At 37.9% G+C, this 21,293-nt stretch carries 22 protein-coding genes; 7 read left to right on the forward strand and 15 right to left on the reverse strand.

Translation table 11 applies throughout. From position 1 onward, the window contains the following. Positions 1-46 precede the first annotated feature (46 nt). The 7 genes from rplJ to gloA form a co-directional block, all read right to left on the reverse strand. Positions 47-574: a 50S ribosomal protein L10 gene (rplJ, locus tag PRO_RS01145; protein ID WP_011124383.1), complete on the reverse strand. Its 528-nt coding sequence runs from the start codon at positions 572-574 to the stop codon at positions 47-49. Positions 575-812: 238 nt separating this feature from the next. Next, complete coding sequence (gene rplA, locus PRO_RS01150) at positions 813-1,517, reverse strand: 50S ribosomal protein L1 (protein ID WP_011124384.1); 705 nt, start codon at positions 1,515-1,517, stop codon at positions 813-815. 90 nt (positions 1,518-1,607) lie between these two features. Further along, on the reverse strand, positions 1,608-2,033 hold the full coding sequence (gene rplK, locus PRO_RS01155; RefSeq protein ID WP_011124385.1) for a 50S ribosomal protein L11: 426 nt from the start codon (positions 2,031-2,033) through the stop codon (positions 1,608-1,610). Between the two features lie 125 nt (positions 2,034-2,158). Continuing rightward, positions 2,159-2,776: a transcription termination/antitermination protein NusG gene (gene nusG / locus PRO_RS01160; protein ID WP_164923257.1), complete on the reverse strand. Its 618-nt coding sequence runs from the start codon at positions 2,774-2,776 to the stop codon at positions 2,159-2,161. Positions 2,777-2,864: 88 nt separating this feature from the next. Continuing rightward, positions 2,865-3,107, reverse strand: coding sequence for a preprotein translocase subunit SecE (gene secE, locus PRO_RS01165; RefSeq protein WP_011124387.1), 243 nt, complete (start codon positions 3,105-3,107; stop codon positions 2,865-2,867). Positions 3,108-3,190: 83 nt separating this feature from the next. After that, positions 3,191-5,965, reverse strand: a complete 2,775-nt coding sequence (locus tag PRO_RS01170) for an ATP-dependent Clp protease ATP-binding subunit (RefSeq protein ID WP_011124388.1) — start codon at positions 5,963-5,965, stop codon at positions 3,191-3,193. A gap of 5 nt (positions 5,966-5,970) precedes the next feature. After that, positions 5,971-6,372, reverse strand: coding sequence for a lactoylglutathione lyase (gene gloA, locus PRO_RS01175; protein ID WP_011124389.1), 402 nt, complete (start codon positions 6,370-6,372; stop codon positions 5,971-5,973). Between the two features lie 146 nt (positions 6,373-6,518). Here gloA and eno point away from each other — a divergent pair, with 146 nt between their 5' ends. Next, the gene (gene eno, locus PRO_RS01180) at positions 6,519-7,817 is read left to right on the forward strand and encodes a phosphopyruvate hydratase (RefSeq protein WP_011124390.1); all 1,299 of its coding nucleotides are present in this window, start codon (positions 6,519-6,521) and stop codon (positions 7,815-7,817) included. Positions 7,818-7,854: 37 nt separating this feature from the next. On the opposite strand, the gene PRO_RS01185 is transcribed toward eno, so the two are convergent. Genes PRO_RS01185 through PRO_RS01195 form a run of 3 tightly spaced genes read right to left on the reverse strand, consistent with a single transcriptional unit; the run spans position 7,855 to position 10,450 of the window. Further along, the gene (locus tag PRO_RS01185) at positions 7,855-9,534 is read right to left on the reverse strand and encodes an ABC1 kinase family protein (protein ID WP_011124391.1); all 1,680 of its coding nucleotides are present in this window, start codon (positions 9,532-9,534) and stop codon (positions 7,855-7,857) included. Next, the gene (locus PRO_RS01190) at positions 9,531-9,839 is read right to left on the reverse strand and encodes a hypothetical protein (RefSeq protein ID WP_011124392.1); all 309 of its coding nucleotides are present in this window, start codon (positions 9,837-9,839) and stop codon (positions 9,531-9,533) included. The genes PRO_RS01185 and PRO_RS01190 overlap by 4 nt, the downstream gene beginning before the upstream one ends. 44 nt (positions 9,840-9,883) lie before the next feature. Further along, positions 9,884-10,450: a hypothetical protein gene (locus tag PRO_RS01195; RefSeq protein WP_011124393.1), complete on the reverse strand. Its 567-nt coding sequence runs from the start codon at positions 10,448-10,450 to the stop codon at positions 9,884-9,886. Positions 10,451-10,709: 259 nt separating this feature from the next. On the opposite strand from PRO_RS01195, the gene PRO_RS01200 reads away from it, so the two are divergent. Next, positions 10,710-11,666: an NAD(P)/FAD-dependent oxidoreductase gene (locus tag PRO_RS01200; protein WP_011124394.1), complete on the forward strand. Its 957-nt coding sequence runs from the start codon at positions 10,710-10,712 to the stop codon at positions 11,664-11,666. A gap of 55 nt (positions 11,667-11,721) precedes the next feature. Here PRO_RS01200 and PRO_RS01205 read toward each other — a convergent pair whose 3' ends face one another. Genes PRO_RS01205 through PRO_RS01215 form a run of 3 tightly spaced genes read right to left on the reverse strand, consistent with a single transcriptional unit; the run spans position 11,722 to position 14,681 of the window. Then, positions 11,722-12,003 (reverse strand): P-II family nitrogen regulator, encoded by a 282-nt coding sequence (locus tag PRO_RS01205; protein ID WP_011124395.1) that lies wholly within the window; start codon positions 12,001-12,003, stop codon positions 11,722-11,724. A 4-nt stretch (positions 12,004-12,007) separates the two neighbouring features. Beyond that, positions 12,008-13,003, reverse strand: coding sequence for a sodium-dependent bicarbonate transport family permease (locus tag PRO_RS01210; protein ID WP_011124396.1), 996 nt, complete (start codon positions 13,001-13,003; stop codon positions 12,008-12,010). 22 nt (positions 13,004-13,025) lie between these two features. Beyond that, positions 13,026-14,681, reverse strand: coding sequence for a SulP family inorganic anion transporter (locus tag PRO_RS01215; protein ID WP_011124397.1), 1,656 nt, complete (start codon positions 14,679-14,681; stop codon positions 13,026-13,028). A 203-nt stretch (positions 14,682-14,884) separates the two neighbouring features. On the opposite strand from PRO_RS01215, the gene hemB reads away from it, so the two are divergent. The 5 genes from hemB (at position 14,885) to PRO_RS01240 (ending at position 20,156) form a co-directional block, all read left to right on the forward strand. After that, positions 14,885-15,889 (forward strand): porphobilinogen synthase, encoded by a 1,005-nt coding sequence (hemB, locus tag PRO_RS01220; RefSeq protein ID WP_011124398.1) that lies wholly within the window; start codon positions 14,885-14,887, stop codon positions 15,887-15,889. A 50-nt stretch (positions 15,890-15,939) separates the two neighbouring features. After that, positions 15,940-16,344: a VOC family protein gene (locus tag PRO_RS01225; protein WP_011124399.1), complete on the forward strand. Its 405-nt coding sequence runs from the start codon at positions 15,940-15,942 to the stop codon at positions 16,342-16,344. 19 nt (positions 16,345-16,363) lie between these two features. Then, entirely contained in the window at positions 16,364-18,781 is a 2,418-nt protein-coding gene (locus tag PRO_RS01230; protein ID WP_011124400.1) for an endonuclease MutS2, read from the forward strand. A gap of 120 nt (positions 18,782-18,901) precedes the next feature. Beyond that, positions 18,902-19,891, forward strand: coding sequence for an Obg family GTPase CgtA (gene obgE, locus PRO_RS01235; RefSeq protein ID WP_011124401.1), 990 nt, complete (start codon positions 18,902-18,904; stop codon positions 19,889-19,891). Positions 19,892-19,973: 82 nt separating this feature from the next. Beyond that, a complete protein-coding gene (locus PRO_RS01240) occupies positions 19,974-20,156 on the forward strand; it encodes a hypothetical protein (protein WP_011124402.1) in 183 nt (60 codons plus the stop codon). A 58-nt stretch (positions 20,157-20,214) separates the two neighbouring features. Here the strand turns inward: PRO_RS01240 and PRO_RS01245 are convergent, their stop codons facing one another. Beyond that, positions 20,215-20,433, reverse strand: a complete 219-nt coding sequence (locus PRO_RS01245) for a CP12 domain-containing protein (protein WP_011124403.1) — start codon at positions 20,431-20,433, stop codon at positions 20,215-20,217. Between the two features lie 206 nt (positions 20,434-20,639). Then, positions 20,640-21,281 (reverse strand): DUF2301 domain-containing membrane protein, encoded by a 642-nt coding sequence (locus PRO_RS01250; RefSeq protein WP_011124404.1) that lies wholly within the window; start codon positions 21,279-21,281, stop codon positions 20,640-20,642. Positions 21,282-21,293 lie beyond the last annotated feature (12 nt).

The following is a 21,293-nucleotide window of genomic DNA, read 5'->3' on the forward strand; positions in this document are numbered from 1 at the left end:
CAGTATTTAGGGAGAAAAAGAGTTAGTCGAAGAGTATGTGAGGTATTCAGCTTTCACTGTTCTCAGCATGTTGTTTAAGTGATCTAGCTAGACCAGAAGGAATTTCATTAACACCAACTGCAATTTTTGTAGTGATGGAATTTAATGCACCAGCAATTTGTGCCATAAGTGCTTCTTTAGAAGGTAGAGCAGCAATTGCTTTGATTTCATCTTGAGTAAGAAGCTTGCCTTCATATAGGCCGCCCTTTGTCTCAGATTTTTTGGTTTCCTTTTGGAAAGCTTGGACTGCTTTAAGGGCACTGCCCACATCGCCTTTTACAAGAACAAATGCGTTGGTGCCATTTAATAAGGATTCAAGGCCTGACCAAGTGGCATCTCCATTAATAGCTTTGCGCATCAAGGTGTTTTTAGTTACCTTGCAAATGCCACTGCTTTGCTCAAGACGAGAACGCAGATCAGACATTTCTTTAATGGATAGGCCCTGGTAATCCAGAACTAAAGCCATATCAGCTTTATCGAGGAGGCCTTTAATCTCTTCGACAATTTGTTTTTTGCTCTCCAGCGTGCGGCCCATAGGGTTGGATCGAATCGGGGGAAGAAGCCGGACATACGGCCGAATTGATCTCTTAAAATAAGAGACGAGGGCCGCTGTCGATTCAATCCAAATTTGGAAAATCTTTGCGTTAACCTCGGCAGGATTTCTATTAATTTTTCTAAATTAAGAAATTTAGAAAAAAAATACCTGCTGTCTATGGCCGGGCGCATGCCCGTTTGGCGTTAACCAATAGATTAAAGATACATCAAAGAGGTGACTATTCTTCCTTGCTGTCTTGTAAAGCAGCAATATCAATTTCTACAGAAGGTCCCATAGTCGAAGTTATATAAAGACTTTTCCAATAACGTCCTTTGGCTCCGCTTGGCTTATTTCTATCAATTGCTTCGTGTAATACCTTTAAATTTTCCAATAAATCTTCTGGAGAAAAGCTGGCTTTGCCAAATCGAACATGAACAATTCCTGCTCGATCAGCTCTAAACTCTAATTTTCCAGCTTTGAATTCTTTTATTGAACTTATAAGGTCAGTAGTTACTGTTCCAGCCTTGGGATTGGGCATCAACCCTCTAGGGCCAAGAACTCTTCCCAATTTAGCCACCTTGGGCATCATGTCAGGAGTAGAAATCAGGAGATCGAAGTTCATTTCACCTTTGCTAATTGAATCAATAAGTTCTTCTTCTCCTGCTAAATCAGCCCCTGCAGAATTTGCTTCGGCAACTTTTTCACCTTTGGCGATAACGGCAATACGTACTTTCTGGCCAGTTCCCTTGGGTAGGGAAACTGTTGTCCTTATTTGTTGATCTGTATATTTAGGATCAATTCCTAAGCGGATATGCGCTTCGATAGTTTCATCAAACTTTGCGTTTGCGTTTTCCTTGACTAATTGAATTGCCTCGAGTGGGGCATATGACTTGTCTTCCACTTTCGCGGAAAGACTTTTCATTCGTTTGGAGATTTTTGTCATAAGGTTTTGGGGTTCGTGCGACAAACATGTCTCCCCCGTAAATAAATGTTTTTAAGGTGTTTACTTTAAAAAGTAAATTAACAAAGAGAATTAATCACTAACGGAAACACCCATATTGCGAGCGGTCCCTGCAATTACTTTCATTGCTGATTCAATATTATTGCAATTGAGATCAGGTAACTTTGTTTTAGCGATTTCTTCAAGCTGAGCACGGTTAATGCTACCCGCTTGACCTTTAGCCGAATCTCCTGACCCTTTTGCAATTCCTGCAGCTTTAGTTATTAAGACTGATGCGGGAGGAGTTTTGGTGATAAAAGTAAAACTTCTATCTTCAAAAACTGAGATTTCGACAGGAATAACAAATCCTGCCTTGTCTTGAGTCCTGGCGTTGTATTCTTTGCAGAACGCCATAATGTTAACCCCATGTTGGCCAAGGGCAGGCCCAACTGGGGGCGCTGGATTAGCTTTGCCAGCCTGAAGGGCTAGTTTGATCACAGCTGTAATTTTCTTTGCCATCTTCTTGAAAAGGATTAATTAAAAATTGCCTTGGGAAAGGAAGAGTTTAATTGAAAAGGTTTTTGCAAACCTACTTCTTTGTATGCCCATGCATGCTCAAAAATTATGAATGGGTGATGAATCAGTTAATTCTGTTTACTGATTTGAGAGAATTCCAGTTCTACTGGAGTTTCTCTTCCAAAAATGGAAAGAAGAGCTTTTAACTTGTTCCTTTCTCCAGAAACTTCTATAACTTCTCCTTGGAAATCTTTAAAAGGCCCTGCAGTTACTAGAATTTGATCGCCTTCTGATAAATCAAGTTTAACCACAGTTTTCTTCTCAGCAGCACGCTTGAAGATTCGATTGACCTCTTGTCTACTTAGTGGTCTTGGCTTTATATGTCCTCTACCTCTTCCAGTAATTCGCCGATCTTCAGCTCCTACAAAGTTAATAACATTAGGAGTACTCCTAACTGCCATCATTGTATCTTCATCAAGGATCATTCGAACTAGAACATATCCAGGAAAAACTTTTTCTTCCGTAGATTGCCTACTTCCATCTTTTTTTAGTTTTACAGCAGGGGTTTGTGGAATTTCGATCTCAAGAATTCTATTGCTTACACCTAGAGTTACAGCCCTTTGTTCTAAAGTTGCCTTTACTTTTTTTTCGCAGCTAGATGCAACCTGAATAGCGTACCAGCGAGCTATAGAGGTTTTTGCGATGAGGGTACTCTCCTCTCCTTGAGATGGAGCAGGGGGATCCATCACCGGACTAGATTCTTGGGGTGTGGGATCAATCTCTGACACGTTTTAAATTAAATTAGTGAAATAAACAATGTTGAATTTTTGTGATTCAACGGAAGATTTGTGATGCGCCCCAACCATAAAAACGGCTGACTGCCGCAATTGACGCTGCAGATAGCGTGACCATTAATATAACTGCTATCGATTCACTAAATAATTGCTGGCGACTAGGCCAAACAACTAGTTTTAGCTCATCAACAGTAGAAGGTAGAAAACCTTTTTTTGTGGAAGGCTGCTCTTCACTTTCTGGTGGGATTGAATTTGGGGTTTCTTGAGGAGTTGAACTTGTCACTCTTTATAAGCCTAAGGCTAGGAATGCCCATGCGTAGCACATTGGCAGTTATCTATTTAATAGATTAATAGATAAGTTCACTTTTAGTTTTCTGGGAAGAATTCTAATGAACTTGCATTGTCTTGAGAAGTTGTTACGCGTATTGCTTTTGATCCAATGAATTTATCTTCTAACAATTTTGTTGCTAAGGGATTTTCTAGGCGTCGTCTCAGGATTCTTCGCAAAGGTCTTGCTCCATATTCAGGTTCGTATGCCTCTAAAGCAAGAGTTTCGATAGTAGTTTTGTCAATAATCAATTCGAGGTTTTGCTCTGCTAATAATTCTGATAACTCAGTTAATTGAAGTTGAATAATTTGCTTCAAGTTTTCTGTGGTAAGAGGACTGAAACGAATAACTTCATCAATACGATTTAAAAATTCAGGACGAAAATGTTTACTTAATGCTTCATCAATACTTTGGTTGAGATTTTCTTCTATTTCATTGTTATTGAGAGTTTTATCTTTTGATAGCTTTGCGCTTTCTAGAATTTTTCGACTTGCTAGATTGCTTGTCATTACAACAACTGTATGACGAAAATCAATTGTTCTACCTTGTGAATCAGTTAAACGACCATCATCGAGTACTTGTAAAAGAATATTAAAGACATCAGGATGAGCTTTTTCCACTTCATCTAATAAAAGAACGGAATATGGACGCCTTCTAATATATTCAGTTAATTGTCCACCTTGCTCATACCCTACATATCCTGGTGGTGCTCCAATTAATCTTGCAACTGCATTTCGTTCCATAAATTCACTCATATCAAGCCGTACTAATGCTTCCTGTTCATCAAACAATGAAGCTGCAAGAGTTTTAGCAAGTTCTGTTTTTCCTACTCCTGTTGGTCCTAGGAAAAGAAAAGATCCAATAGGACGACGACTATCTTTCATTCCAGCACGAGCTCTTTTTATAGCTGCTGCAACTGCATCAACTGCTTCACTTTGTCCAATAACTTTGGTTGATAATTCCTTATCTAAATCCAGTAACTTTTGCTTTTCTCCAGCAAGAACTTTGTTGACTGGTATTCCCGTCCATCGAGCCACTACATCTCCGATATCTTCCGGTTCAACCTGATCTTTAATTAGTAATTGCCCGCTGTCTTTCAACTCATTGAGTTCATCATAAATAGAGCTGATCTTTCTTTCTAAATGATGCAATTCATCGAATTGAAGTCTAGCGGCTTCTTCTAGCTCTCCTTGTTGTTGAGCTTCTTCAACAGATTCTTTAATGTATTTTTCTTGCTGTGATAGATCTCTTAGTTCTTCTAATATTGACTTTTCTTGACTCCATTGTTGCATCAACTCTTCTAGCTTTTTAGTTGAGAGATCTTTTTCTCTATTAATTTCTTCAATATTTATCAAGGGATCAACTCCCTTATCATTTAATAAAATATTTTCTAATTGTTTAAGACCCAATTCTGTTTCTTCTATTATTTTAGGCTTAGAGGTTGATTCCATTTTTATTTGAGCTGCTGCTTCATCAATTAAATCAATTGCTTTATCTGGTAAACATCTATCACTAATATATCTGTCGGCTAAACGGTTTGCTGTTATTAATGCTTCATCACTTATTTTTACTTCATGGTGAGTTTCATAACGTTCTTTAATCCCTCTTAAAATCTCTACACTTAAATCAATCGAAGGCTCTTTAATTAGAACTTTTTGAAACCTTCTATTAAGTGCCTGATCTTTCTCAATAGTGCGACGATAGTTGTCTGGTGTTGTAGCGCCAATGCATCTAATTTCACCATTAGCTAGAACAGGCTTTAATAGGTTCCCAGCATCTGTGCTTGAACGTTCAGTATTTAAAATAGTGTCCAATTCATCAATAAATAAAACTACCCCTGCATTTGGATCGCTTGCTTCTTTTAGAACTGATCGAAGACGTTCTTCAAATTGCCCTCGAAATTTTGTACCAGCAATTAATGCTCCTATGTCTAGTGAGATAAGTTTTAAGCCTTTAATAGAATCCGGCACTTCTTCCTTGACAATTCTTTGAGCCAATAATTCTGCTATCGCTGTTTTACCGACGCCAGGAGAGCCAATTAAAACAGGGTTATTTTTGCCTCTTCGAGATAAAACTTTAATTGCAAGTTGAATTTCCATGTCTCTACCAATCACTGGATCAAGCTTGCCTTCTTTGGCAGCTAAAGTCAGATCATTTCCATAGATATCCAGTGCAGTAGATTTTTCCTCAATACTTAACTCATTGCCACTATTTAGAACTAAAGCTTCATTATTAAGTTCTATTTGTTCACTTTTAGGTGGTAAATTTTCATGATTATTTGATTTATATCCATTATAACTTGATTCTGAACCTATTCTTTTTGACTTTGCTTTTTTTGTTTGCTTGGGTATCTTTTTAAGTTCACCTTCTAGTATTTCACTTGTTAAACCAAGTTGTTTAAAAAGATTAGTTCCAATTCGATTATCACGCGCTATTGCAATAAGTAAGTGTGATATTTCAATGAATTTGGAGCCCCATCTTCCTCGAAAGGTATTTGCAGAATCAAGAAGAATCTCTAGGTCTTCTCCTATAAATAATTGTTCTGAATTTGACAATTCAATGTTTGCAAGAAATCCTTCTAGCTCATCTAGTACTTCTACATTGTCGATGGGCAGTGCATTGACAATATTTGCGTACTTTCTATTTGAAAATAAAACTTGAATAATGTGCTCTGTGTCTAAATATTCATGTCTCCATCTACGTGCTTCAGATTCACCTTCAAGTAAAAGAAGCCATGCTTCATCACTAAAACTATCAGGCGATGTAGTAAGACTTTGTTGAGCGAATGTAGATTTTCCCGTTTGATATGTCATATGAATCAATCTTTAATCTCTCGAGATGAAATATCAATCAATTCAATTTTGTAGCCATTTGGGTCTTCGATGAAAGCAATAATTGTTTGCCCATGCTTCATAGGACCGGGCTCCCTAGTAACTCTCCCCCCATTATTTCTAATGTTCATGCAGGTCTTATATATGTTCTTAACCCCTATAGCAATATGGCCAAAGCCATCTCCTAATTGATAATTGTTTTTGTCCCAGTTGTGAGTTAGTTCAAGGACAGAATGTTCGCTTTCTGCTCCATATCCTACAAAGGCTAGTGTGAAGCGACCTGAAGGATAATCTTTTTGTCTTAAAAGCCTCATGCCCAATATTTGGGTGTAAAAGCAAATCGATTCTTCAAGATCTTTTACACGAAGCATAGTATGAAGTAATTGCATGTTTTATAGCCTATTTGGACTCTAAACTATCTCGATTTTGATTTGTTTTTCAGGTTTTGAAAAAGCTTGTCAAATGCCAGAAACCAAAAAAACTAAGTTAATCGTCCCTAGAGCTCATAAGATCTTAAGAAGTTTAATTTTAAAAAGTGATTGATTCCCTTGATTTGGTTATTGATAGCATCTTTGCAAGAGAAGTGCTTGATTCAAGGGGAAACCCTACAGTTGAAGCTGAGGTATTGCTTGAAGGCGGAGCAAAAGGCAGAGCAATTGTTCCCAGTGGAGCAAGTACTGGTGCCTATGAGGCGCATGAATTAAGGGATGGTGGAACTCGCTACATGGGAAAGGGTGTTCTCAGAGTCGTAGAACATATAGAAGACCGCATAGCACCTTCCCTTTGTGGTTTATCTGCTTCGGATCAAGTAAATGTTGATCAAATAATGCGAGAGCTTGATGGTACTGAAAATAAAGAAAATTTAGGAGCAAATGCCATCTTGGCAGTCAGTATTGCAACAGCACGCTCTGCTGCTAATGCTTTTGGGATGCCTTTGTATCGTTATTTAGGTAATCCAATGTCTTCACTATTACCAGTCCCATTAATGAATGTGATTAATGGAGGAGCTCATGCTGCCAATAATCTTGATTTTCAAGAATTTATGTTGGTGCCTCATGGTGCTGAGAGCTTTCGCGAAGCTCTCAGAATGGGTGCAGAAGTTTTTCATACACTTAAGAAGCTTCTTTCAGATAAGGGTTTATCTACTGCAGTTGGAGATGAAGGAGGCTTTGCACCTGACCTTGAAAATAATAACGCTGCTGGAGACCTACTTGTTCAAGCAATTGAAAAAGCTGGATTTCGTCCAGGAGAAGAGATTTCTTTGGCTTTAGATGTTGCAAGCACTGAATTTTTTAAAAATGGCTTGTATCACTTTGGTGAGGGAAAATTCTCAAGTGAAAAGATGGTAGAAGAATTGAAAAAGTTAGTTAATTTATATCCAATTATTTCAATAGAAGATGGTTTGTCGGAAGATGATTGGTCAGGCTGGGAATTATTAACAAAAGAATTAGGAAATAAGGTCCAACTAGTTGGGGATGATTTGTTTGTCACAAATACAAAACGATTGCGCCAAGGAATAGATAGGAGTATTGCAAATTCTATATTAATTAAAGTCAATCAGATTGGTACTTTGACTGAGACACTAGAAGCAATAGATCTATCTCATCGTATGGGATATACAAGTATTATTAGTCATAGAAGTGGTGAAACTGAAGATACTACAATCGCTGATCTAGCAGTGGCAACAAGAGCTGGTCAAATCAAAACAGGCTCATTGAGTAGGAGTGAGAGAGTAGCTAAATACAATCAACTTCTTCGAATTGAAGATCAATTAGGTGCTCAGGCTGTCTACGCAGGATCTGTTGGATTAGGGCCTAGAGGTTTATCTAAATAACAGGTTTTCTATTATTTTATTTTAGTAATGGTGACTGTTATTTATTGCCTTTAATCCTTTCAATATTTTCATCCCTTCTTATTTTTATTTGTATCTTTAACCAATTTATTGAAATGGGTAGAGCGATAACTATAGGAATTATTGAGAAAAAAGATTTGTTGCTAGAGCCTAAAAGAGCAGCAGATATTCCAAGACATCCCAACAAGATTGATTGAGACATTGATTGCTGAGCACTAATCATTCTACGAAGTTGTCGGTCTGATTCACCCAGCCTTATTTGTAATTGAAGGTCCCCTTGTTCTAGCCTTTCTAGATTTTCATCTAAACGTTTGGGAAGACCTACCGCTTTAGTACCTAGTTCTCCAAATTGTCTACCAATTTCATTAATAAGGTCATTGGGATTAGAGTTGTTTGAATTCATTATTGTGATTAGGTATGGCTTTGTAATGGCTATTAAATTAAAGCTTGGATCAAGGCTTCTTCCTACCCCTTCAAAAGTAGAAAGCGCTCTCATCACAAAAATTAGTTCAACTGGCAACCTAAAAGGTTGTCCATAAACTAATTCATAAAGATCTACAGATAATTTTTCTATGACATCTTTGTCAAAAGGAGGAGTTAATCTTTCTTTTAGCATAATTCTTACAAGCCTTCGAACAGGGCCTAAATCAATTTCTTGCGCAAGCAATCCAGCCTCTTGTAATGCTTGAATTAATTTCGTTGCATCTTGAAGAGCAGCCGCACGAACCATGCTTCCAAGTTTGTTTCTAAGTCGATCAGAAATCATTCCCATCATTCCAAAGTCATAAAAGATGAGAGATCCATCAGATGAAACAGCAAGATTTCCTGGATGAGGGTCTGCATGGAAAAAACCATATTCAATTAATTGCTTTAAATAACTTGAAGCTCCTAGTTCTGCAATTTTGGAAGGGTTTACTCCGCTTTTTATAATTGCTGCTTGATCATTTATTTTTATTCCTGGGAGATAGTCTAAGCAAAGAACTTTTTGTGTACTTAGCTCCCAGATAACGCCGGGTATTTTGATATTTGGTTCATCAAGAAATTGTTGGCGAAATCTTGCTGCATATTGCGCTTCAATTCTAAAGTCAAGTTCTTTTAATAAGACTCTTTTGCATTCTTTGGCTATTGAAATCCAGTCCTTGCCTTTACTAAATGATTTATTCCTTTGAAGTAAGGCAGCTACTTTTTGCATTACTTCAAGATCAAGTCTGAAAAAGGCTTCCAAACCAGGACGTTGAATTTTCAAAACAATTTTACGGCCACTACTTAGGCAGGCTCGGTGTACTTGGGCTATTGATGCTGCAGCAATAGGAATTTCTTCAAGGTCGACAATTTCTTTACAACGTGCGCCTAGTTCTTTTTCTACAATTTCCTGAGCATCCTCAAAACTAAAAGGAGGAACTTTGTCTTGTAAACCTGCTAGTTCAGTGACCCAATCTCTAGGTAATACATCTGGTCTGGCAGAGATTAGTTGCCCCAGCTTTATAAAAGCTGAACCTAGATGTAGCAATTCTTTGGTAAGCCATTGAGCTCTAGCTTTTTGCCTAGATTTTTGTTTTTCAATTGTGAATCCACCTATATATGACCAGTCTTGAGAGTCGAACCATAAATAGGATAACAATGTAAAAACTGATCTCCATATCCGTAATGCACGAAAATATCTTTTGATTATTTGTAGAACTGATTTACAATTTATCAATTGATTTCCTCGATTTTTTTAGTTAACTTTGCAACTTTGGCTCTAAGTTTATCTACCCTATTTTGTGAAGTTACTGAGTTATCTTGTGGGAAAGGAATTTCTTCATTATCTATATCTTCATCATTATCAAGCCTATCAGCTTCACTAGAAATCTCTTTTTGTAAAAGGTCCCATTCTTCTTTAAAACGATCTGGGGCTTCTTGCATGAAAATTGCTGCTTTTGAAACAGAAGCCATAAATCCACTACCAAGGCGAGCTTTTAAGCGATTAAAAGTAGCTCTGAGGATGGTTTCAGAGGTGGGCATTAATTTGCTAACTCTAAACTAGACTTTATAAGATTTTGCTTTGATTATGGCTTTGGGAGCCTTTTAAAAAGCTTCTTCAATATTTCTTCTGCTTCATAGGATTGAACTTTTAACGGATCTGAGGGCTCCCTGGAGTTGTTAGGTATGGAAGGTTGCTGAACTAATTGCAATGGGTATTCAGAGTTGTTTGAGAGCTCTTTTGGTTCTGTTTTAGAGATTGTTTGGTTTGGGGAAGTTGAATTTGATTGTTCAATTGCTGCGGTATTGAATTCATTGCTTGAGTTTTGATGATCCGTGTGAAAGAAACTTTTATTTGGAGCTTGAACAGCAGTTTGACTGGACGTTCTTTCCTCAGAATTTACATTTTTGCTGAGCTTGTCTTCTAAAACTGCACTTTCTCTGTTTCTAGTGAGCTCTAATTTGTTAGCAGCTATAGGCAACTGTGAGTTGCTTTGGTTTTCTATTGAGACTTCTTTATTTGCTGATTGGATTTTACTTTTGCTGATTAGGATTTTATGAGTCGTTACATATCCAGTTGCAAGGCAGCCTCCAGTTACAAATGGTAAAACCCAAAAATTTATAATTTTCTTAAGGTTGCCTTTATTTGCCATGTTTTGTGCGATAGAGCAAAACTTTAAATCTATAGCGATAGTTTATTGACTCTAAGACTGATAATCGTTGGTTTAATCAATCTTTTCTAGTCCTAAAGATAGTTCTTTTTATTTCTCTTATTAGATTCATGATTAATGTAATCCCTCTAAAATTTTCATTTTTATTCGAGATTGCTTGTGAAGCATTCCCAATATTTTTTTTCCGAGTCTTATATGCTGCTCTAGTAAGCGTTCAATTATTGAAGGAGAGCAAAAAATCTTGGAAACAATTGAAGCTGATGTTGTGATAGTTGGTGGAGGACCTGCTGGTTGCAGCTGCGCTCTTTACTCTTCAAGAGCAGATCTCAAAACAGTCATTCTAGATAAGAATCCTGCAGTAGGAGCACTTGCTATAACTCATCAAATTGCTAATTATCCTGGAGTTCCAACTGATATTAGTGGAGAGGACTTGTTGAATTTGATGAGAGATCAGTGTATTCAATATGGTACTGATTACAGAAGAGCCCAAGTTTTTGGAGTTGATGTAAATGGAGATTGGAAAACTGTTTATACGCCTGAGGGAACTTTTAAAGGACGTGCGCTTGTCCTAGCTAGTGGCGCCATGGGTAGACCAGCTTCTTTTAAAGGTGAAGCAGAGTTCTTAGGTAGAGGAGTTAGTTATTGTGCAACTTGTGATGGAGCATTCTATAAAGGAAGAGAAGTGGCTGTTGTGGGTGTTAATAAAGAGGCCATTGAAGAAGCACAAGTCCTTACAAAGTTTGCTTCTATTGTTCATTGGATTACTTCAAGTGACCCTAAGCAAGAAGATGTTCATGCGCAGACTTTAATAAACGAGCCAAATGTCCGTCATTGGAGCCGGACAAGGCTACTTCAGATTGAAGGCGCTGATGCAGGAGTGACTGGAATTACTGTGAAGAATCGGATCCAAGAAGACAAACAATTATTACCAGTTGAAGGAGTATTTGTTTATATGGCTGGTTCAAAACCTATTACAGATTTCTTGGGCGATCAAATTGCATTAAAAGAAGATGGCGGAGTAGTTGTTGATGATTTCATGTCAACTACTTCAGAAGGCGTCTGGGCGATAGGCGACATTAGGAACACACCTTTTAAACAGGCAGTTGTTGCTGCTTCTGATGGATGTATTGCGGCGATGGCTATAGATAGATTTTTAAATAGTCGTAAATCTATTCGTGTGGACTGGGTACATTCATAGATATAGAAAGGGGTTAATTTCAAGTAGGTTTATATAGGTTTTACTTGAATATTTTTTATAATTCCGTTGCTTCAGAAACATATGCTACTCCTCCATAATAGCTAAGTATAGATCTTACATTTACTCTGATTTTATTAATAATTTCATCATCACAAAAAACTATTACATGCGCATTTGCACCAAGCCCTGAGAATTCCATATCTTCTGAGACTATTGTTTCAGGCCCCCTACCTGTGGCATGTTTCATAACTGTATAACCTGGCACACCAGCGGATTCAAGAACTTTGACAATTGCGTCTAATTCCCTTTCGCTGAAAATAAGGTCTAATCGCTTCATTTATCTAACCTGCAGAGGGAATAATGTTATTAACAAGACCCATATATAAAGGGATGCCTATAACAATATTAAAAGGGAATGTTAATCCTAGGGTAGTAGAAATGTAATAACTTGCTTTAGCTTCAGGTACTGTCATCCTCATAGCTGCTGGAACAGCAAGATAAGAGGCACTAGCGCAAAGGACTGCGAATAAAAGAGCATTACCTGGTCCTAGCATTAATGCTTTGGCAACAAAAACACCTAAGAAGGCATTGAAAAGAGGAATTAGTACTGCAAAGAAAATTAGAAATGAGCCTGCTTTTTTTAGACCGGGTAATCGCTGAGCAGCAACAATTCCCATATCGAGTAGAAAGAAGCATTCTGCTCCATAGAAGAGTTTTCCAGTAAAAGGTTGCATTTTTTCTACGCCAATAGGGTTATGCGCAGCAGTTAAGAAACCAATTAGAAGACTACCTAGAAGTAAATAAACAGATCCATTTAGGAGAGACTCTCTTATAATCGTGCTCCATTTCATTTCTCTAGAGTCAGGTCTATTCTTTGTTCCTGCTATTTTTACTAGTAATAATCCAACAATAATTGCGGGTGATTCCATTAGCGCAAGTGCTGCAACCATAAATCCATCAAAATGAATATTTTGACTTTCTAAAAAGCTTTCAGCAGTAATAAATGTAACTGCACTAATTGAGCCATAGGCTGCTGCAATTGCAGCAGAATTAAATACATCTAATTTTAATCTCAGAATTCCAAAACAAATAAGTGGAATTAAAAGAGACATTGCTATGGCTGAACAGACTGTAGGTAAGACTTGGCCTCCAAATCCACTCTTCTCCAGTTCCATTCCTCCTTTAAATCCAATTGCAAGAAGAAGATATAAAGAAAATAGTTTTGGAAGAGGAGCAGGTATCTCAAGGTCTGAACGTAATACCACAGCAACTATTCCTAGAAAAAAGAAAAGTACAGGCGGTGTTAAAACATTCTGTAGTACAAGATTAGCCTCCATAATTATCTAGTAAATATTACTTTTAAACGTTTTTAAGCTCATTAATTGCTGCTTGAAGAGCTTCTTTTCTAGTGTCTATAAGTCCTTGGACTCCAAATTTCGATAGTCTATCTTTAACTTTGCCTGTTGCTCCAGCAACATAAGCTTTTCTTGAATTAATACGAGCTTCTTGAATCATATCTTCAATAGCAAGTGTTGCAGTAACTCCTAATCGTGGGACATCAGTAATATCTAAAATTAAGACCTTATAATTTCTAATCAGCATCATTCTTTCTGTAATACCTTTTGCTGCTCCAAAACTAAGTGGTCCTTTAAGCCTAAATAACATTACTTCTCCTGAACAATCTTCAAGTAGCTTTTGTTCGTCTTCAGGAAGTGGTAAGTCTTTATTAGATGCCTGTAGTGGATTATCAGCATCCATTCCTTCTAACTGTGTTTCAGTAATTGAGTCAATTGTCAGCATATTTGCTACAAAAACACCTACTAAAACCGCCCAGATTAAATCCCAAAAAACAGTCATGAATAAGACTCCATGCATCACACTGGCCGTCTTTAAAGAAAGCCTATGAGCCCTTAAAAGGAATCCCCAATCAATAATATCTAGACCAACTTTTATAAGAATTCCTGCAAGAAGGGCTGTCGGAATTTTTTCAGCGAGAGGCCCTGCCCCAATCAAAACGATCAAAAGGACTATTGAATGGACCATCCCTGATAAAGGGGTTGATCCACCTGATTTAACATTAATGACTGTTCCCATTGTTGCACCAGCACCTGGTAGTCCTGAAAACAATCCAGCTACAGCATTTCCTATTCCTTGTCCTATTAATTCTCGGTCTGAATTATGCCTAGTTTGAGAAATATTGTCTGCTACAAGTGATGTAAGTAAAGAGTCAATTGCCCCTAAAACTGCAAGCACAAGACCAGCCTTAAGAATTATTGGTAAGTATTTATTAAAGCTAGGGATACTAAGAGATGGAACTCCTTCAGGGATTTCACCAATTCGATCTATTGCAGTATCACCAAATAGAGCAATTGAAAGAGGAGTAACTATTAAGAGGGCTAAGAGGGGAGATGGTACCCATTGACTTACTCGTCTTGGAGTTAAGAAAACTATTGCAAGGGTCATTATTGCAACTGAGATTGCTGCACCATTAGGTTGGAAATTTGAAAAAACTGTTGTCAGTGATTCAATTACTCCACCCCTTGTGGTGATTCCAAGAAGTGGTCCTATTTGTAGGGCAATAATAATGACACCTATTCCAGACATGAAGCCCGAAACAACTGAGTAAGGAACAAGCGTTATGTATTTACCAAGTCTTAAAAATCCAAATAAAATCTGAAATAAACCCCCAATAACAACTGCTGCCATAACAAGGGGAAGAATTTGTTCCGCAGAAAGATCTCTAGGGACTCCAACAGCTGCAAGGCTTGCAACTACCCCTGCCACTGTTACACTCATTGGCCCTGTAGGGCCGCTAACTTGAGCCGGTGTTCCTCCAAATAAAGCGGCAAGGAAACCAACAACTACGGCTCCATAAAGGCCATAAATTGCCCCACCAGGTCCAAGAGCAGCATTTCCAAAAGCTAGTGCTAGTGGTAAGGCAACAACTGCTGCTGTCAGACCACCTAAGACATCACCTCTAACATTCTTTAGGTGAAAACCATGAATTAGGGCCACTTACTAGACTCCCTACGTCAAATAACTCGAATCAGCCTATCTTGCTGAGGTCCCTAGTGCTATGTTTTTACTAGATTGAAAGCCAAAAATTGTATTATTTATTGCAAAAATCTCAATATTTTAGGAACAAAAAGTAGTGAAATCAGACTGTTCATATTATATAAAGCTTTACGATCATTAAAGATTGCATTTGTTTTGACCATATGGAACTCACTTATCGGCCACGACGTCTTCGTAGAACTACAGCTTTAAGAAGCATGGTTCAAGAACATAGTGTTCATGCTTCAGATTTTATTTACCCTTTATTTATTCATGAGGGAGCTGAAGTACAACCAATAGGAGCAATGCCTGGGGCAAATCGTTGGACTCTAGATACTGTGGTTGGTGAGGTCACAAGAGCTTGGAATTTAGGTGTTAGATGTGTTGTGTTATTTCCTAAAATTGATGAAGAACTGAAGACAGAAGAAGGAGAAGAGTGTTTTAACGAAAAGGGCTTGATACCAAGAGCAATTAGACGATTGAAAACAGAATTGCCTGAGATGGCAATAATGACTGATGTTGCTTTAGATCCATATTCATTAGATGGACATGATGGAATTGTTAGTTCAGAAGGAGTTGTTTTAAATGATGAGACAGTGAGCCAACTTTGTAAGCAGGCAATTGTGCAAGCTGCTGCTGGGGCTGATTTGATTGGTCCAAGTGACATGATGGATGGTCGTGTTGGCGCTATTCGAGAAGCTTTAGATGAAGAAGGATATGAAAATGTAGGGATAATTAGTTACACAGCAAAATATTCTTCTGCTTATTACGGTCCTTTTAGAGAGGCACTTGATTCTGCTCCAAGGGCTATTAATAATTCCAAACCTATACCTAAAGATAAAAATACTTATCAAATGAACCCTGCTAATGCTCGCGAGGCTATTACGGAGGCCCAGCTTGATGAACAAGAAGGATCGGATATCTTAATGGTTAAACCTGGTTTAGCTTATTTAGATATTATTTACCGTTTAAGGCAAGAATCTGAATTACCTATTGCTGCTTATAACGTTAGTGGTGAATATTCAATGATTAAGGCAGCAGCTTTACAGGGTTGGATTGATGAAAAATCAGTCGTATTGGAAACTTTATTGAGTTTTAAGAGAGCTGGCGCTGATTTAATATTGACTTATCATGCCTGTGATGCGGCTGAATGGTTAAATGATAAATAGTATTAATTTGAGCTAAATTTTTCATATACTTAATTGAAGCAAGGTTCAGAATGGCACAAAATTCTGTTGAAGAAAGTATTACCAATGTTAAAAGACTTGGCCATGTAGCTATACGTGTACAAGATGTCGATAGAGCTAAAGCCTTTTACATTCGTCTAGGTATGCAACTTGTTTGGGATGATCAAGACTGGTGCTATTTAGAGGCAGGACCTAGTCGTGATGGTCTTGCTTTGTTGGGCCCAGGATACAAAGCAGCAGGCCCTCACTTTGCTTTTCACTTTAATAAGAAGAGTGAGGTGGAAAAGGCGCATGCAGAATTACTTGAATCCGGCGTTCAAGTTGGTTCTTTACATTCTCACCGAGATGGCACTGCGTCGTTTTATCTAAAAGATCCTGAAGGTAATTGGTTGGAAATGCTGTATCACCCTCCAGAAGGTATTCCTTCCAATCAATGAGAATGTGAGCAATGCTTGAATGAGTTATCAATACAGTGATTCTGAATCATGTGTTGCCGATATTGCATGTGATGAAACACTTGATTTGTTGGAGTGGCCCAGGCTTTGTGAACAGCTTGCTTCATTTGCAAGTACTTCTCAGGGTCAAAAAAAATGTAAAACTTGTTCAATTCCAGATGATATAAAAACGACTCGAAGGTATCTTTCAGAAACTATAGAAATAGGATCTATAGACGAAGAAATAGAAGGAGGCATAAGTTTTCTTGGAGTCAATTATCTAGATCAGATTCTGCTGCGTTCTTCAAAAGGGGGAGTTCTTTCTGGATTGGAGTTGTTATCAGTCGCAGAAACATTAAAAGCCGCTCGTCGCTTGAGACGTCAAATTTATGATCCATTGAGTAGACCAATTATCTCGTCATTACTCTCTGATTTGGCTACCTTGCCTGAATTGCAGAGACTTATCGAATTTGGATTAGAAGAAGGAGGCCGAGTAGCCGATAGAGCTAGTGAGAAATTATCTGAATTGCGTAGACAGGTTTATATTTTACGAATTGAGAGAAGAGATCTATTAAAAGATTTGATAAGGAAATGTAATTCATTTCTTCAAGACACTGTGATTGCTGAACGCTATAACCGACCTGTCTTAGCTTTAAAGTCGGGTGCAATTGATCAACTCTTAGGAACTATTCATGACAACTCTGCATCAGGCAATACAGTTTTTCTAGAACCTAAAGCAGTTATCCCACTAGGGAATCGTATTGAAGAGTTTGAGGCAAAGATTCTTGTAGAAGAGCAGAGATTATTAGCTTATTGGAGTGAGGAGGTTGGAACGAATTTTCAGGTTTTAGAAAGTCTTTCTCAAATTTTGTTGCGCTTAGAGTTTGCCTTGGCGCGTGCGCGTTATAGCAATTGGTTGGGAGGTGTTGCGCCTCAAATAAGAGATGAAGAGGACGCTCCATTCATTATTCAAGAATTCCGTCACCCACTACTTATTTGGCAAGAGCATTATGAACAAGGTGATGTGGTTATTCCAATCAGTTTTGAAGTTTCATCAGATTTGAGGGTAGTTGCTATTACTGGCCCCAATACAGGAGGGAAGACAGTCACTTTGAAAAGTATTGGGTTGGCAATTCTTATGACTAAGCTTGGATTGTTTTTACCATGCGTGGGAGAACCGTCGTTGCCTTGGTGTAATCAGGTTTTGGCAGATATAGGCGATGAGCAGTCACTTCAGCAGAATCTATCAACATTTAGTGGTCATGTTGTTCGGATTATTCGTATTCTCGATGCGATAGCTATTAGATCTGGACCATCAATAATATTACTGGATGAATTAGGAGCTGGTACTGATCCAACTGAAGGAACTGCATTAGCTATTGCTTTGTTAAAGACATTTGCTGATAGAGCAAGGTTGACTATTGCAACTACACATTTTGGTGAACTAAAGGCTCTTAAATATCATGATTCGCGATTTGAAAATGCTTCTGTTGGATTTGATAGTGAAACTATTAGACCTACATATCATTTGCAATGGGGAATTCCAGGAAAAAGTAATGCTTTGGCAATCGCACGTAGATTAGGACTAGATCATTTAGTTGCTAATAGGGCTCAAGATCTTATTGGAAGTAATGGTGTTGATAATGTAAATCAAGTGATACAAGGGTTAGAGGAACAGAGACAAAGACAACAGGATGCCGCAGAAGAGGCTGCGGCACTTTTAGCTCGCACGGAGATGCTTCATGATGAGCTAATGAGTAGATGGCACAAGCAATGTCAACAATCGGAAGATTTTCAGGAAAGAGGGCGTAAGGAATTAGAGATTTCTATTCGTGAAGGACAAGTAGAGGTCAGAGAATTAATTCGGCGTTTGCGTGATCGATCAGCAGATGGTGAAATTGCTAGAAAAACTGGCCAAAGATTAAGACGCATAGAAAATATTCACCGTCAGCAAAAATCATTTAAGAATGAAAGAGCTTGGTCTCCAAAAGCGGGAGATCGAGTGAGGTTGATCTCTATAGGTAAAGCAGGGGAAGTTATCTCAGTATCAGCAGATGGTAGGCAACTTACGGTTATGTGCGGCTTGTTTCGAAGTATTGTTGACTTGCATGCGGTGGAGAGTCTTGATGGACAAAAACCAAATCTTCCAGACTCTGTAGTAAATATAAAAACAACTACTCCTTTAAGCAATTCTGCAAATATTAGGACTAAACGCAATACAGTTGATGTTAGAGGCCTAAGGGTTCATGAAGCAGAATCTGTGATTGAAGAAAAACTACGAAATATGGTTGGTCCTTTGTGGGTTGTTCATGGAATTGGAACCGGTAGATTAAAAAAAGGACTTACTGAGTGGTTAGATAATTTGGATTATGTTGAAAAAATAACCACTGCCGAACAAGTTGATGGAGGAGCAGGTTGCAGTATTATTTGGTTGAAGTGATGAGTTCTTTGATCTCAGTTTAGAAGTTGCGGGTAATGATCAACAGATTTTTACTTCATGCTTTGCTGTATCTAGTCTCTTGGCTTTAGGTTTGATAATCCTTATAGCTACTATTTTGCTGTGCAGTTTATTGATCAAGCACGCATAACAGTCAAGGCAGGACGTGGCGGTGATGGAATTGTAGCTTTTCGAAGAGAGAAGTATGTTCCTGCAGGAGGTCCTTCAGGAGGTGATGGTGGCAATGGTGGAAATGTTGTTTTCCAAGCCGATTCAAACTTACAAACTTTGTTGGACTTTAAATTTAAGCAAATAATTCTTGCTGAGAATGGTCGGAGAGGAGGGCCTAATAAATGCACTGGTGCTTCTGGAAATAATATTGTTCTTAAAGTCCCTTGTGGAACAGAGGTTAGACATCTGGAAACCGGAATTATCTTTGGCGATTTGACTATTGATGGAGAGTCTCTTGTAGTTGCCTTTGGTGGTATCGGAGGACTTGGAAATGCTCATTATTTAAGTAATAGAAACCGTGCTCCTGAAAAATTTACGGAGGGGAAGGATGGTGAAGAGTGGTTATTGCATCTTGAATTGAAATTATTGGCAGAAGTTGGAATTATTGGCTTGCCTAATGCAGGTAAAAGTACATTGATTTCAGTGCTTTCATCTGCCAGGCCAAAAATTGCTGATTATCCTTTCACAACTTTGATCCCAAACCTTGGGGTTGTTCGTAAGCCAAGTGGAGATGGAACGGTATTCGCTGATATCCCAGGCTTAATAGAAGGAGCAGCCGAAGGAATTGGATTAGGTCACGAATTTTTAAGGCATATAGAAAGAACAAGACTCTTGATTCATCTTGTTGATGCATCTGCTTTAAATCCTTTAGAAGATATTGAAATTGTTGAAAATGAACTTTCTGCGTATGGTCATTCACTGATTGATCGTCCAAGGATTTTGGTTCTGAATAAAAAAGAGTTGTTGGATGCAAAAAACTTGAAAAAGTTGGAAAGAAAATTGAATCAGGGATCCATTTCCGAAGTAATATCAATTTCTGCGATTATGAGTAATGGGTTAGATATTCTCCTCAATAAAATTTGGTCTAAATTAGAAATTTAATATTATTTATATGTTTGAGAGCAAATTAATGCTTGTCTATACCCAAAGAATTGGCCATAAATAGTATGAGGCAGTTTTACTTATGACTTTTTACACTTGTTTCGATGACCAAGGTGACATCATTGCTCGTTGTCAAACATCTCAAGACATAGAAGTTTTGAGACGCATGGGTCGTCCTATTAAAGAAGTTAAAATGATGAGAAATGAAGAATCTGTTGTTTGTTCACTTACAGGTAGCCCATCAGATTTCAATATGGATTATTGAATAACAATTTTCCTGAAATTATTTAGACAAAAAAAGTGGGCTATTACAGCCCACTTTTTTAATCATCGTAGACTAGGCACTCTGGCTCGTCTGGGTTTGCATCACAAAATAACTCCAATGCGTTTGGGTCATGCTTGTCTTTAGGATGATGTTCTTTGTATTCCTCAAGTGAGTGCAGTTCTTCTTCAAGATGCCTGACTTTCGGATTATTTCCTTCTGCTTTTGCAGAAAGAATCTCTGTTTGATCTTTTTGGATGTGTTCGTCGATTGATTTCATTGGTTCTTTACTTAAGCCTTCTCGGTCGACCTACCCACATTAAATAATTTGAGCAAATATGCCACGTATTTTTCCCATACTTGGTTTTGTTTACAACATTTTTGAAGGGAAAGGGTATCTATAGCTACGTTTTAAGCATTTTAAGTTTGTGTTTGATAATCAATATCTTTTTCAGATTCACGAATTCAATCAATTGCTGTTCTTATTTAGACAGTTTGAGTACTTCTTTGGTTGTTCAGATGATCAAAAACACTTTTGTCTCCAATATCCGCCGCTGCATCCATTCCAAATTTTCGCAATGCCAGAATTACTAACAGAATAGCTGAAATACATTGCAATAACATGACCGTCTCATTGTTGAGTATTCCCAGTAAATGTCCTCCTAGGCTGATTGGTAACAAAAAAGTTAGACCTATGGCTTCTGGTCTACGGAAGCAAAAAAATTCTTTAAAGCCTAAGCCTGTAAGAGCAGCAAAATAAGGTCCAATTAATAATGTCAATATTGGCTTAGAGGCAATATCAGATAACATGTCTTGAGAGTTTCCTTTCAAAATCAATATTCCAATACCTAAAGTTCCGATTCCCCATAAAATTTGAAGAGTTTGGTGTAGTAAACGAATATATATGTGAATCCATTTAAGGGCATAACCTAGAGAAGCAGTCATTGGTATAAACCAAAACCAAGCATGTTCTGAACCAATGAGTAACCAATGAACTAATCCAATTGAGAATGATAGTCCACAAATCAAGAGAGCTATCCGGTATTTCTTTACTTCTATTTGATCACTAGATGTGATTTTATAGCTTCCATAAATTCCTTGGAATTCAGTTTCTAAAGGCTTGTCCATGGTTTTAAGATG

The sequence above is a fragment of the Prochlorococcus marinus subsp. marinus str. CCMP1375 genome (genome assembly GCF_000007925.1).
Classification (GTDB): Bacteria; Cyanobacteriota; Cyanobacteriia; order PCC-6307; family Cyanobiaceae; genus Prochlorococcus_E; species Prochlorococcus_E marinus.